At 62.8% G+C, this 12267-nt stretch carries 13 protein-coding genes and 1 pseudogene; 8 read left to right on the top strand and 6 right to left on the bottom strand.

All coding sequences use genetic code 11. The annotated features are described in order from the left end of the window. The first annotated feature begins 374 nt into the window (after window positions 1–374). The 5 genes from MAXJ12_RS28335 (at window position 375) to MAXJ12_RS28320 (ending at window position 4153) form a co-directional block, all read left to right on the top strand. The gene (locus MAXJ12_RS28335) at window positions 375–716 is read left to right on the top strand and encodes a DUF2147 domain-containing protein (RefSeq protein ID WP_008839558.1); all 342 of its coding nucleotides are present in this window, start codon (window positions 375–377) and stop codon (window positions 714–716) included. A gap of 377 nt (window positions 717–1093) precedes the next feature. Further along, complete coding sequence (locus MAXJ12_RS38340) at window positions 1094–1264, top strand: hypothetical protein (protein WP_008839557.1); 171 nt, start codon at window positions 1094–1096, stop codon at window positions 1262–1264. Between the two features lie 28 nt (window positions 1265–1292). Then, window positions 1293–1487 (top strand): hypothetical protein, encoded by a 195-nt coding sequence (locus tag MAXJ12_RS28330; protein ID WP_008839556.1) that lies wholly within the window; start codon window positions 1293–1295, stop codon window positions 1485–1487. A 76-nt stretch (window positions 1488–1563) separates the two neighbouring features. Further along, on the top strand, window positions 1564–3066 hold the full coding sequence (locus tag MAXJ12_RS28325) for an AMP nucleosidase (RefSeq protein ID WP_008839555.1): 1503 nt from the start codon (window positions 1564–1566) through the stop codon (window positions 3064–3066). 55 nt (window positions 3067–3121) lie between these two features. Beyond that, window positions 3122–4153: an endonuclease/exonuclease/phosphatase family protein gene (locus tag MAXJ12_RS28320; RefSeq protein WP_244421627.1), complete on the top strand. Its 1032-nt coding sequence runs from the start codon at window positions 3122–3124 to the stop codon at window positions 4151–4153. A gap of 8 nt (window positions 4154–4161) precedes the next feature. On the opposite strand, the gene MAXJ12_RS28315 is transcribed toward MAXJ12_RS28320, so the two are convergent. From MAXJ12_RS28315 to MAXJ12_RS28305, 3 genes are all read right to left on the bottom strand, one after another. Continuing rightward, the gene (locus MAXJ12_RS28315) at window positions 4162–4743 is read right to left on the bottom strand and encodes a DUF922 domain-containing protein (RefSeq protein WP_008839553.1); all 582 of its coding nucleotides are present in this window, start codon (window positions 4741–4743) and stop codon (window positions 4162–4164) included. Between the two features lie 105 nt (window positions 4744–4848). Continuing rightward, a complete protein-coding gene (locus MAXJ12_RS28310) occupies window positions 4849–5394 on the bottom strand; it encodes a DUF922 domain-containing protein (protein WP_210160946.1) in 546 nt (181 codons plus the stop codon). Window positions 5395–5478: 84 nt separating this feature from the next. After that, a complete protein-coding gene (locus MAXJ12_RS28305; RefSeq protein WP_008839551.1) occupies window positions 5479–7194 on the bottom strand; it encodes an electron transfer flavoprotein-ubiquinone oxidoreductase in 1716 nt (571 codons plus the stop codon). Between the two features lie 333 nt (window positions 7195–7527). Here MAXJ12_RS28305 and MAXJ12_RS28300 point away from each other — a divergent pair, with 333 nt between their 5' ends. Together MAXJ12_RS28300 and MAXJ12_RS28295 are read left to right on the top strand one after the other, a co-directional pair. Then, window positions 7528–8118 (top strand): hypothetical protein, encoded by a 591-nt coding sequence (locus MAXJ12_RS28300; protein ID WP_008839550.1) that lies wholly within the window; start codon window positions 7528–7530, stop codon window positions 8116–8118. Between the two features lie 36 nt (window positions 8119–8154). After that, window positions 8155–9039: a uracil-DNA glycosylase gene (locus tag MAXJ12_RS28295; protein ID WP_008839549.1), complete on the top strand. Its 885-nt coding sequence runs from the start codon at window positions 8155–8157 to the stop codon at window positions 9037–9039. A gap of 2 nt (window positions 9040–9041) precedes the next feature. Here MAXJ12_RS28295 and MAXJ12_RS28290 read toward each other — a convergent pair whose 3' ends face one another. Continuing rightward, window positions 9042–9443 carry a hypothetical protein gene (locus MAXJ12_RS28290; protein ID WP_008839548.1) on the bottom strand — a complete coding sequence of 134 codons (402 nt, stop codon included), beginning with the start codon at window positions 9441–9443 and terminating at the stop codon, window positions 9042–9044. A 133-nt stretch (window positions 9444–9576) separates the two neighbouring features. Here MAXJ12_RS28290 and MAXJ12_RS28285 point away from each other — a divergent pair. Then, a pseudogene (locus MAXJ12_RS28285) lies at window positions 9577–10393 on the top strand (helix-turn-helix domain-containing protein). Window positions 10394–10403: 10 nt separating this feature from the next. Here MAXJ12_RS28285 and MAXJ12_RS28280 read toward each other — a convergent pair. Both MAXJ12_RS28280 and MAXJ12_RS28275 read right to left on the bottom strand, forming a co-directional pair. Further along, window positions 10404–11384: a DMT family transporter gene (locus tag MAXJ12_RS28280; RefSeq protein WP_040588488.1), complete on the bottom strand. Its 981-nt coding sequence runs from the start codon at window positions 11382–11384 to the stop codon at window positions 10404–10406. Then, window positions 11351–12267: xanthine dehydrogenase family protein molybdopterin-binding subunit (locus MAXJ12_RS28275; RefSeq protein ID WP_008839545.1), on the bottom strand; the 917-nt coding region annotated here is incomplete at its 5' end. The genes MAXJ12_RS28280 and MAXJ12_RS28275, both read right to left, overlap by 34 nt.

Here is a 12267-nt window from a genome sequence, read left to right as displayed (position 1 = left end):
CCTGCTCTTCCGATGTTTTGGAGAATGCCGGCGAGCCTTGAATCCGTCGTTAAATGGCGTGCTTAATTTGCCGCAAACAAAGTTCAAACAAGAGGTAAACTTCGGAATTCGTTAGGGATATGGGTGCTTGGAATGTCTGGGATTTGGCTGAAATTTGCCGAAAATTTCGCCCCCTCGACGAAAGACTTCGTTCACCACGAAAACCGGTCGCATGTTTCGCATCCGCTTTCCGGAGGCGGAAACGTCGCCTTAAAATACCGGCAGTTCTTCCCCTGCGGCACCGCTTTTGTTTTTTCCACGGCTGGACTAGCTTACGTTTGCGTAAAGGGACAGCGGGCGGAGGCCCGTCGAGCACCAAGGGAGGAGGACACGAGATGTTTCGCAAAATGAGCATGGCCTTGGCCGCAACGTTGCTTTTGGCGGGGGCCGCTTATGCGGACCCGATTGAAGGCAACTGGAAGACGCAGAGCGGCGAGACGGCTGCGATAGGCGGTTGCGGCGGCGGCTTCTGCATCACGCTGAAGACCGGCAAGCATGCCGGCAAGCAGATCGGCAAGATGAATGCGAGCGGCGATAACAAATACAAGGGCACGATCACCGACCCCGCCGACGACAAGACCTATTCCGGCTCGGCCAGCCTTTCGGGATCGAGCCTCAATATGACGGGTTGCGCGCTCAAGATCTTCTGCAAGACGCAGAAGTGGACCAAGCTGTAGCGGGTCGCTGCCACCGGAAACTAAAGTAAAGAGAGACCAGCGAACGGCCCCTCGAACGAGAGTTCGCGGGGCTTTTGCTTTGAGCCTGCGGCACTTGGTCTCCGCGAGACGGATACAGTTTCATAGGGCGGTGCGTTCATCCGCCGCACGCAACTGCCGAACTTTCGCCCCCACATACTGGAACTATGGCCTCTGGCTCGAAGATCGAGATCGGAAGGCCTGCTCGGGGGATCTTTTTGGCCGATGATCGCCGGGCACCCGGCAAACCGCAGCCGGCCGAACGCCTCTCAATGATGTTGAACGTCAGATGAACGCGGGCATCAGAGCCGGTTCAGCCGCGGCAAGGCAATCTGCGTTCCATCGAAGGAGAGGCCCACATGCTCGCCCGCCGGTTCACGATAGTCTGCCTGCTCATGACCCTGTTCGGCATGCTGTTTTCGATCCTCGTGGCCCAGTCGAGCCGCCCCGCCCGTTCATGGGACATTGGCATCGCCGTGCCCTGCGTCTTCGAAGATGGTTTTCGCTGCGCCCCGCCCAAACGCAAATAGCTGAACTGCACCTCTGGACTTTATGACAATGAACCGTTTCGCCGCCCAGACATTCAAGACGCTTCGGCTCCTGCCGCGGGCGGCGTTCATCACGCTGCTGCTTGCAGCGCCGGTTCTGGCCGTGCCCATGGCGCGCGGCGATATCGGCACCACGATCGATGCGCCGAAGATGAAGAAAAAGGGCATGGGCTTCGTGATCCTCATGAGCCTGCAGCGGGGCTAGGGTAAAAATTACGCTGCGACCAGCTTTCGCGGTCCACACCCCTCCCGCGCCTCATTCCAAGTCTCTATAATGGGTCATGGAAAAGAGAATCTATCCCGAACCGATACAGACAATCGCCTCGCCGGAGCCGTTCGCGCGGCAGAGCTTCACCGACCCACGTGAAGCGGTCGCGGCGCTTGATGCGCTCTACCGGCGCAATACCACCTTCCTGCGCGATTCATTCGTGGCACTCGGCAATGGCGGCGACATCAACTGCAAATACCGTGCCTACTACCCCGAAGTCGGCGTCACCACATCGTCATACTCCCAGGTGGATTCGCGGCAGGCTTATGGCCATATGCCGTCGCCCGGCCACTACACGACCACCATCACCAGGCCGGACCTGTTCGAGCCCTATCTCGTCGAGCAGCTCGGGCTGATCATGCGCAATCACGGTGTGCCGGTGGTGGTGTCGGAATCGGAAACGCCGATTCCGGTTCATTTCGCCTTCCTCGAGGGCACCCATGTCGACGGCTCGATCGCCGAACGCATCAAGCGGCCGATCCGCGACCTGTTCGACGTGCCCGATCTCGACGGCACCGACGATCTGATCGCCAACGGCACGTTCGAGGCCGTGCCCGGCGAGCCGCGGCCGCTCGCTCCATTCACGGCGCAGCGCATTGACTATTCGCTGCATCGCCTGTCGCATTACACCGCCACCAGCCCGCAGCATTTCCAGAACTTCGTGCTGTTCACCAACTACCAGTTCTACATCGACGAATTCTGCGTCTATGCGCGCGAACTGATGGCCAAGGGCGGCGAAGGCTATTCGGAGTTCGTCGAGCCGGGCAATGTCGTCACACTCGCCGGCGAAACGCATCCGACCGGAGGCGCAACGCCGTCCCGCCTGCCGCAAATGCCGACCTATCACCTGAAGAAGCCCGGGCACGGCGGCATCACCATGATCAATATCGGCGTCGGCCCGTCCAACGCCAAGACCATCACCGACCATGTCGCCGTGCTCAGGCCTCACGCCTGGCTGATGCTCGGCCATTGCGCGGGCCTGCGCAACACGCAGGCGCTTGGCGATTATGTGCTTGCGCATGCCTATATGCGCGAGGATCACGTGCTCGACGCCGATCTGCCGGTCTGGGTGCCGATACCGCCGCTCGCCGAAATACAGGTGGCGCTGCAGGAGGCGGTCGCCGAAGTCACCGGCCTGTCGGGCTATGACCTGAAGCGCATCATGCGGACGGGAACCGTCGCCACGATCGACAATCGCAACTGGGAACTGCGCGAGCAGCGCGGGCCGGTGCAGCGGCTGTCACAGTCGCGGGCTATCGCGCTCGACATGGAATCGGCGACGATCGCGGCCAACGGCTTCCGCTTTCGCGTGCCTTACGGAACGCTGCTCTGCGTTTCCGACAAGCCGCTGCATGGCGAACTGAAGCTGCCCGGCATGGCGTCGGAGTTCTACAAGCGACAGGTCGCCCAGCACCTCACGATCGGCATCCGCGCCGTCGAGAAGCTGGCCGAGATGCCGATGGACCGACTGCATTCGCGCAAACTTCGCAGCTTTTCGGAAACCGCTTTCCAGTAATTTGCAGGCCGCGGCCATCATGAATGGGCCGTATTTCTGCCGATAAGAGCCGCGGATGAACCGGACGAACTTGCGAACCATGATATCGCTGCTTGCCTTGGCCGCGGCAGCGGCGCTCTCACTGCCGCTGATCGCCGGCTTTTTCGGGAAGGTGCATCCGGCCTTCGATTCCTTCGCGCATTTTCGCATTCACCTTGCGGCGCTGATGGCCGCCTGCGCGGTTGTGCTGCTTGCATGCTCGCTTGTGAAGGAAGGGGCGGTTGCGCTCGCTTTCGCGGCGGCGGCTGTCGCCACCACCTCCGCCTCGATGTCCCTGCCCTGGCTCGGCCAGGTGCACGCGGCTTTGCCTGCAAAGGACCAACGGGCCGTCTATCGCCTGCTGCACATGAATGTGCGTTTCGACAATCCCGAACCCGGAAAAATCCTGTCGTTGATCGGCCGCGTCCAGCCCGACGTGATTACGCTGAACGAAGTGTCGACGATGTGGGCGCAAAAGCTCGATCTGCTCTCCGCCGCCTATCCGCATCGCATCGTCTGTTCGCTTCCCGGCCGATACTGGCAGGTCGCGATCCTTTCGCGGCGGCCCTTCGTGGCAAACACTGAGCCCGAATGCGACGAGCGCGGCGCCTTCGCTGTCGCGGCAATCGATTTCGGCGGCCGGCCTGTGGAGGTCGCCGCGCTCCATCTCGGTTGGCCATGGCCTTATGAGCAGTCCTGGCAGATCGCCAATGTCGCGCCACGCCTTGCCAGGCTCGGCGATACGGCGCTGCTTGCCGGCGATATGAACGCAGCGCCGTGGAGCGCCGCCGTGTCGCGCGTTGCACAGGCCGGCGGACTGACGCTGACGCCTTCGCCGGGCGCGACATGGCTGTCGCGTCGCCTGCCCGACTGGTTCCGCTCCTTCGGGCTGCCGATCGATCAGATCTTTTCCAAGGGCGACGTGCAGGTCAATTTCGTGCGCACGCTGGAGGATTCGGGTTCGGACCACCGGCCGGTCCTCGTCGAATTCTCGATCAAGCCGGCCGAGCGAACCTCGCCCGACCCCGTGACCGTCTTTCTCAATCGGGAGACGCCTGAGAAAAGCTGAACGGCCCGCTACTCGCGCGTCAGCATGAAGATCAGGCGGTCGACATTGCCGCCTTCACCATGCTCCAGATCGTCGAACCGGGCTTGCCTGGCTTCGTATTTCGCGTAGACGGCATCTATGATCCGCTCGAACCGCCGCTTCGACCTGATGCAGAGGTCGTCCTTCCTCGCCAGCCTCAATACCGATTTGTGAGCGACAAGAACCATCCGATGCGCAAGCCGGCCATGCATCTCCTCGTGCTGGCGCACACCGGCCATAAACGCCTTCCAGCGTCGCTCGAGTTTCCGCGGCGCCGGTCGGGCAAGCTCCGGATATCGATAGACGATGGAGAGGGTCGCGTCCGCGGATTTCAGGCGGCACTTGCTGCCGGACCTCAACCAGTCGACGTCCCATTCGATCTTGTAGCGCGTTTGCGCCATCGCGCGGGCGAGCAGGCCGTGCCGGGGCCCCCTGCGATCCATGGCGTCGAGCAGCGCCTCGCCGGTGTTGCCGACTATGGAATAGGTTTCCGTCTTGACCGAGGTCCTGACGCCGCAGAGCGCCGGGCTCGCGACCAGGCAGGCCATCAATGCAATGCAGATCCCCCGCATGCCCCTGCTCCCAACAAGAGCCCAATCACACCACATCGCCGGGGTTTTTTCAACGGCTCGCTGCGGGGGGCGGCTGCATCGGATGATCCGGTTATGCAAAATCGGCTATTTGGCAGCGGCCAACTCTGCCAGCAATTTACTGCCTAGGGCTGCGCTCTCCTTAGAGAAGCGATACTGGCTAGCGTCGTGGTCAGCTAATGCCTTTCTCCTAAGCCGGTTGAGATGCCCTCGTATTTTGGTGCAAGTCGGATCGTTTGCAGTTTTCAACCGCAGGGTGGCGTCCATCAAGTCGCGCATGGATTGTCTTGCGATCCGAGTTCTCGCCGCCTCTGCGCGATGCATGTCGGCTATTAGACGCGCCCAAGCCTGACCCGTTTTCGGTGACAATTTATCGATGGTCTGAGGGTATGTCACGGTCATCTTGACGTTGAAGGTTCCGCCTTGGATAGAACACACACGTCCATCAACACCCATGCCGTGGCGTACAGTAAATTCGAATCTGAACTGCGCCAGATCTTGAGTGAAGATTGTTCTCCTAGGCGCTTTTTTCTGCATGGATGTGTAGAGTTCAGCACCTGTCCTGCCGGACACCGGATATGTCTGCTTTTCAGTGACGACGCGTACGTCAGCAAAGCTGCTGCTCGCTGCCATTAGAAGAACTGCGACCGCTGCAGCGATCCTTATCGCAACTCGAATCATGAGTAGCCCCCTCAATCATCGCTCAATAAGACCAGATCACATATTCGGATAGACCGGCCCTTCGCCGCCCTGCGGCGGCACCCAGTTGATGTTCTGGTTGGGATCCTTGATGTCGCAGGTCTTGCAGTGGACGCAGTTCTGCGCGTTGATGACGAAGCGCGCTTCCGGGTCGGTGTGCGAGACCTCGCCGCCCTTCTCTGAGGCGCCTGGGCCACCGGCGAGCGCATTGCCGTCGGCATCGACCCATTCATAGACCGCGGCCGGGCAATAGCGGGTCGACGGACCCGAGAACACGCCGTATTCGGAGCGCTTCTGCAACTCCATATCCTTGACCTGGAGGTGGACCGGCTGGTTTTCCTCATGGTTGGTGTTGGACAGGAACACTGACGACAGCCTGTCGAAGGTCAGCACGCCGTCGGGCTTGGGGTAGTCGATCCGCTTGTGCTTTTCGGCGGGTTCCAGCGTTGCGTGGTCCGGCTTGCCGTGCTTCATCGTGCCGAACAGCGAAAAGCCGAACAGGGTATTCGTCCACATGTCAAAGCCGCCGAGCGCTACGCCGGCGACCGTGCCGAAACGCGACCAGAGCGGCTTGACGTTGCGGACCTTCTTCAAATCCTTGCCGATATCAGTGTCGCGCCAGGCGTTTTCGTAGGCTTCCAGCTCGTCGTTCGCCCTGCCGGCAGCGATCGCGGCCGCGGCGTGCTCGGCCGCCAGCATGCCGGACAGCACCGCATTGTGCGAACCCTTGATGCGCGGAACGTTGACCATGCCGGCCGAGCAGCCGATCAACGCGCCGCCTGGGAATGACAATTTCGGCACCGACTGCCAGCCGCCTTCGGTAATCGCGCGCGCGCCGTAGGAGATGCGCTTGCCGCCCTCGAAGGTGCCGCGGATGCGCGGATGGGTCTTGAAGCGCTGGAACTCCTCGAACGGGGCGAGATAGGGGTTCTTGTAGTTCAGGTGCACGACAAAACCGACAGCGACCTGGTTGTCCTCGAGGTGGTAGAGAAACGATCCGCCGCCGGTCTTCAGGTCGAGCGGCCAGCCGAAAGTGTGCTGGACGAGGCCAGGCTTGTGGTTCTCCGGCTTGACCTGCCAGAGCTCCTTGAGGCCGATGCCGTATTTTCCAGGCTGGCTGTCCTTGTCGAGTTGGTATTTCGCGATGAGTTGCTTGGCCAGCGAGCCCCGCGCGCCTTCGCCGATCAGCACATATTTGCCGAGCAGCGCCATGCCGGGCGCAAAGCCCGGCCCCTGCGACCCGTCGCGCTCGACGCCCATATCTCCGGTAATGACGCCGGTGACCGCGCCCGCATCATTGTAGATCAGGTCGGCGGCGGCGAAACCCGGATAGATTTCGACCCCCAGCGCCTCGGCATGGCCGGCCAGCCAGCGGCAGACATTGCCGAGCGAGACGATGTAGTTGCCGTGATTGTTCATCAGCGGCGGCATTGCGAAGTTGGGGAGGCGGACGGAAGCGGACTTGCCAAGCACCAGGAACTGGTCGTCGGTGACGGGCGTCTTGAAGGGATGGCCCTCCTCGTCGCGCCAGCCGGGCAGCAGCCGGTCTATGCCGATCGGATCGACCACCGCGCCCGAAAGGATGTGCGCGCCGACCTCGCCGCCCTTTTCCAGCACCACGACAGAAAGCTCGGGATTGACCTGCTTCAGGCGGATCGCGGCGGCGAGGCCGGCCGGCCCTGCGCCGACAATGACCACGTCGAATTCCATGCTCTCGCGTTCGATCTCGCTCATCAATTCCTCCGCACTGGCTGCTTCCCCAGTCGCGTGTCCCTTTTTCAGGCTTCCCGCCGCGACCCAGGCATCTTGCTGGCAATGGCGCTCAATAGCCTATCCGGAAGCGACACGAAACGGGCGCACTTGTCACAGTTTCGGCCGCATGCCTGCGCTACGCCGACAGCCATATCTAACGTTCACGTAAACGTCAATTTAGCGGAGCGCTGGCCAATTCAACCGAATAGATATGTTCGCCGGCTGAATTTTCATTCATATTAAGGCATGCGGTGCGCAAGGTTTTTCCGATGCATTCTGCAATGCCTGCGTCCCGGACGCGGCAGCGTATCGCACTTGCTTGGAAGCATCGCCCTTTTTTTCCTGCTCGCCTCTGTCGAAGCTCGCGCCCAGGTAGTGGGCGATGACGGGCTCTGGCTCGCCGGCGCTTATTCGTTCTCCGACGAACTCGGCGGCTTTCACATAACCGGCGTCAGGGGCATGGGGACGAAGGCGGACCCGATCGTCGTCTCGCAGGAGCTGCTGTCGGCGACGCCGGTAACGCTGGTCATCCGAACGACGCGCCCGATCAGGCCGTTCGAATCCCCCGATTTCTACGCCAATGGGATTCTATACATGCGCGTCGAATTTCTGAACAATAGCGGGCAGGCCTGGGTGGAGTTCGAGTTCGAGTTGCAGGAATTGCTCGGGCAAGCCAGCGTCTTCGGCGACGGCCTGTCCTTCGATCAGAGGACCTCGGACAAGTCCAACATCTCTTCCGACAGCTTCGCCGAGTTCAGCCGCGATTTCGAGCCCTACGACAAGCTGCGGTTTCGCAACGGCAAGATCGATCCGGGCAGGACCGGCGCATTCAGCTTCCTGATCACCGACTTCACGCCCAAGCGGCAATTTTATCTGGTGCAGGATCCGCGCATCCCGACCGCGTGACTTGCAATCGCCCCGCCCGCGGAGGAATGTGCCGCCATGAACTCGGCCGCTCGAAACCAGCCTCCGGACCTTCGCGACCTGCTCGCCTTCTATGCCGAAGCCGGCGCATACGATGCGCTGGTCGAGGAGCCGGTGAACAGGTTCGAGGAGAACAAGCGGCCCGCAGTGGAAGCTGCCCCTCACCCTCACCCCGCGAAAAACGGGGAGAGGGAGACGCCCACGGCGATGCCCCCCTCTTCCCGTCCTTCACGGGGAGAGCGTAAGGGTGAGGGGCCAGCGCCGATCTCACGCCCCAAAGCCGCCGTGCCCGATGGCGCGCAGGCGGCGCTGGCGCGCGAACTTGCAGCGAATTCGTCAACGCTCGACGAGTTGCGCGAGCACATGGCTCGGTTCGAGGGCTGCAATCTGAAATTCACGGCCAAGAACACCGTCTTTGCCGACGGCAATCCGGATGCGGCGGTCATGCTGGTCGGCGAGGCGCCGGGGCGCGACGAGGATGTCGAGGGTCTTCCATTCGTCGGCCGCTCCGGCCAATTGCTCGACCGGATGCTCGCGGCAATCGGGCTGGACCGAAACTCGGTCTATATCGCCAACGTCATTCCCTGGCGGCCGCCCGGCAACCGCACGCCGACGCCGCATGAAACCGAAATCTGCCGTCCGTTCATCGAGCGGCAGATCGAACTCGCCGATCCGAAGCTGCTGATCACGCTCGGGGGACCATCGGCGAAACTGCTGCTCAATACCGTCGACGGCATCCTGCGCCTGCGCGGCAACTGGCGATCGCATGTGACCGCTTCGGGCGTTTCGATCCCGACCATGCCGACCCTGCACCCGGCGTATCTATTGAGAAATCCCGCCCACAAGAAACTTGCGTGGCGGGACTTCCTCGAGGTGAAGGCGCGGCTGAAGCAGCTAGGCTAGAGTCAGGCCGCCGCCCCATTCGCCGCGCGGCGCATGCCGACGAATTGAAGCTCCGCAAGCACCGCCACGGCCAACGCCTGCGCCGCCACAAAGGCGATGCCTAGCACATTGGGCGTGACCAGGCCGCTGAACAAAAGACCGAAGCTGGCCGCCACCCAGAGCGCATTTATGCCGATGATGTCGATCAGGATCAGCCGCGGCGCGGATTGCCGGCGAAGCACGCCGAGAAGCAGCGCCACGAACGGAACCAGCGCGACGCCGGCCCAGAACAGCAGCCCCGACGGCAGGCCGAGCAGCGGCGAAAGATAGGGCGCGCCGACGATCATCAGGACGGCGGCAGCGCCGCTGACGGCTGCGTCGGCTGCCAGAATATTGCGGAGGAAAGGGGTCATGGTGACGGTCATGGCGGAATCTCCTGTTGCTCTTCATGTCCGGCCGTTCGCTTCGGCCATGGCTGGAGATTGCCGGGTTCGCCGCGCCTTGGCGATTATGCGGGAGGTAATAGGAATGCATCGCGCATCGGGATAGTTTCGGCGCATGAACACGACAGCCTCCGCCCCCTCCCCTGCCCCACCGTTCGGCGCCATGCTGCGCGAATGGCGAACCCGCCGCCGCATGAGTCAGCTCGACCTCGCTTCGGAAGCCGAGATCTCGCAGGGGCATCTGAGCTTCGTCGAAAGCGGACGCGCAGCACCGTCGCGCGAGATGGTGCTGCATCTCGCCGAGCAGCTGGACATCCCGCTTCGCCAGCGCAACCAGTTGCTGCTGGCCGCGGGCTATGCGCCGAGCTTCAACGAGCGGCCGCTCGAAGACCCGTCGCTCGCACCGGCGATGAAGGCGGTCAATTTGGTGCTCAAGGGCCACGAACCTTATCCGGCCATCGCGGTCGACCGCCACTGGAACCTGATCGCCGGCAACGCCTCGATCGGGCCGTTCCTGGAAGACATAGCGGAACAGTCGCTGCTCGCGCCGCCGGTAAACGTCCTGCGGCTCAGCCTGCACCCTGGCGGGCTTGCGCCGCGCATCCTCGACCTCAACGAATGGCGGGCGCATCTGATCGAGCGGCTGAAGCGCCAGAACGACGCCGTGGCCGACCCGGTGCTGGCCGAACTTGAAAAGGAGTTGCTGTCCTATCCCGGCGCGCCGCGGACCGGCCGCCCGCCGCAGCCGGACCCGATGGCGATCGCACACCCGCTACGCATCCGGCAAGGCGGCGCGATCCTGTCCTTCATCAGCACCATCACCGTGTTCGGCACACCGCTCGACGTGACGCTTTCGGAACTGGCGATCGAATCCTTCTTTCCGGCGGACGAGGAAAACGGGAGCGGCGCTTCGCAACTTGGCTGCGAAGTAACTCGCTTCTCTCACCCCTGCGGCGGAGTGACCTTGCGCGCCGCACCGCGTTTCAAACCAAGCCGGTGCTCGCGCCAGATGATGAAGAGACCCGCAGCCACCACGATCGCACCGCCGACCAGCGTATGGATGGTCGGGATATCGCCGAAGGCGAAATAGCCGACCGCGATGGCAAGAATCATCGAGGTGTATTCGAACGGCGCGACGGTCGATACGTCAGCGTGCCTGTAGGCCTCCGTCATCAGCAATTGCGCGATGCCGCCGCTGATCCCGGCCGAAACCAGCAATGCCGTCTGGGCCGCGGAAAGCCCTGCCCAGCCGAACGGCAAGGTCAAAAGCGAAATGACGCTCGCCGTCAGCGAAAACCACAGCACGATCGTGCCGGTCTTTTCCGTATGGACGAGGCTGCGCACCAAAAGCATGGCGCCCGCCGAAACGGCGGCCCCTGCAAGTGCGGCGATGACACCGAGCATTTGCTGATGCTCCATCGCCGCGCCGGCACGGCAGAGCGTCAGTTGCGGCCAGGAGACGATGCAGACGCCTATCAGGCCGATCGCCACCGCGCTCCAGCGGTAAGCGCGCACGATCTCGCGGAGGAAGATCGCGCCCATGACGACCACCAGCAGCGGCTGGGCGTAGTTCAGTGTGATTGCCTCGGGCAAAGGCAGGCGCGTCAGCGCAAAGAAGCTGAGCCCCATGGCAGTGACGCCGACGACGCCGCGCGCCACATGACTCATAGGCCGCGTGGTATGAAACGCCGTCCACAAATCGCCGCGCCAAGCGAGGAACACCAGGATCGGCAGCATCGCGAAGAACGAGCGGAAGAAGACGATCTGGCCGGCGGGAAGCTGCCCCGCCGCCTTGATCAGCGACGACATCGCCACGAAGATCGCCACGGAGGCAACCTTGAAGGCGATGCCGGTAAGCGGACTGCTGCTGCGCCGTGACGAACCGGGCGTCACCTCTCCGCCGCGCCTTGTATGGCCGACCATATCCGGTGCGGCGTCGCCGGCATGTCGATATGGCCAATGCCGTAGGCGCGGTAGAGCGCGTCCGTGACGGCGTTGATTGCTGCCGGGGCCGCGCCGATGGTCCCGGCCTCGCCCGCGCCCTTGATTCCCATCGCATTGGTGGTGGAGGGCACATTGCGCGTCTCGAAATGGAAGAATGGAAAATTGTCGGCGCGCGGCATCGTATAGTCCATGAAGCTCGCGGTCAGGAGCTGCCCGTCCTCGGAATAGACCGTGTCCTCACTCAGCGCCTGGCCGATGCCCTGCACGACCCCGCCATGTATCTGGCCGGCAAGCAGGATCGGGTTCACCGTCGCGCCGAAATCATCGACGATGGTGTAGCCAACAATCTCCGTCTGCCCGGTGTCAGGGTCGATCTCGACTTCGCAGATATGCGTGCCGTTCGGATAGGTCGCCTCGTCCTGCACGAACTCGCCGAACCCGGTCAGGTCTTCGGGCTGCTTGGCAGCCTTGGCCACGTCCGCGAAGCTGATCGAGCTGTCGGTTCCGACGATGCGGGCCGAACCGTCGACCAGTTCGATGTCGGCCGCCGAAGCCTCGAGTTCGTCGGCGGCGATCCTGCGGATCTTCTCCGCCAGATCCTCGCCGGCGCGCGCCGCCGAGACACCGCCCAGCGGAATCGAGCGCGAGCCGCCGGTGCCGCCGCCCGTGGCGAGCCGGTCGGTGTCGCCCTGGTGCATCTTCACCTTCGAAATGTCGATGTTGAGCTTTTCGGCGACGAATTGCGCGTACGCCGTGGCGTGGCCCTGCCCGTTGGTCTGGGTGCCGATCAGCAGCGTCACCGTGCCGTCGCCATTCAGTTCGAGATGCGCCGGCTCCGAGCCCGCGAACGCGCACGCCTCGA

The organism is Mesorhizobium alhagi CCNWXJ12-2 (assembly GCF_000236565.1).
Lineage (GTDB): Bacteria > Pseudomonadota > Alphaproteobacteria > Rhizobiales > Rhizobiaceae > Allomesorhizobium > Allomesorhizobium alhagi.
Note: the sequence above shows the minus strand (reverse complement) of the source record. Positions and strands in the feature narration are given on the sequence as shown.

Coding starts and splice junctions, on each gene's coding strand:
- MAXJ12_RS28335 (WP_008839558.1), top strand. CDS start 375: ATGTTTCGCAAAATGAGCATGGCCTTGGCCGCAACGTTGCTTTTGGCG.
- MAXJ12_RS38340 (WP_008839557.1), top strand. CDS start 1,094: ATGCTCGCCCGCCGGTTCACGATAGTCTGCCTGCTCATGACCCTGTTC.
- MAXJ12_RS28330 (WP_008839556.1), top strand. CDS start 1,293: ATGAACCGTTTCGCCGCCCAGACATTCAAGACGCTTCGGCTCCTGCCG.
- MAXJ12_RS28325 (WP_008839555.1), top strand. CDS start 1,564: ATGGAAAAGAGAATCTATCCCGAACCGATACAGACAATCGCCTCGCCG.
- MAXJ12_RS28320 (WP_244421627.1), top strand. CDS start 3,122: ATGAACCGGACGAACTTGCGAACCATGATATCGCTGCTTGCCTTGGCC.
- MAXJ12_RS28315 (WP_008839553.1), bottom strand. CDS start 4,743: ATGCGGGGGATCTGCATTGCATTGATGGCCTGCCTGGTCGCGAGCCCG.
- MAXJ12_RS28310 (WP_210160946.1), bottom strand. CDS start 5,394: ATGGCAGCGAGCAGCAGCTTTGCTGACGTACGCGTCGTCACTGAAAAG.
- MAXJ12_RS28305 (WP_008839551.1), bottom strand. CDS start 7,194: ATGAGCGAGATCGAACGCGAGAGCATGGAATTCGACGTGGTCATTGTC.
- MAXJ12_RS28295 (WP_008839549.1), top strand. CDS start 8,155: ATGAACTCGGCCGCTCGAAACCAGCCTCCGGACCTTCGCGACCTGCTC.
- MAXJ12_RS28290 (WP_008839548.1), bottom strand. CDS start 9,443: ATGACCGTCACCATGACCCCTTTCCTCCGCAATATTCTGGCAGCCGAC.
- MAXJ12_RS28280 (WP_040588488.1), bottom strand. CDS start 11,384: ATGGTCGGCCATACAAGGCGCGGCGGAGAGGTGACGCCCGGTTCGTCA.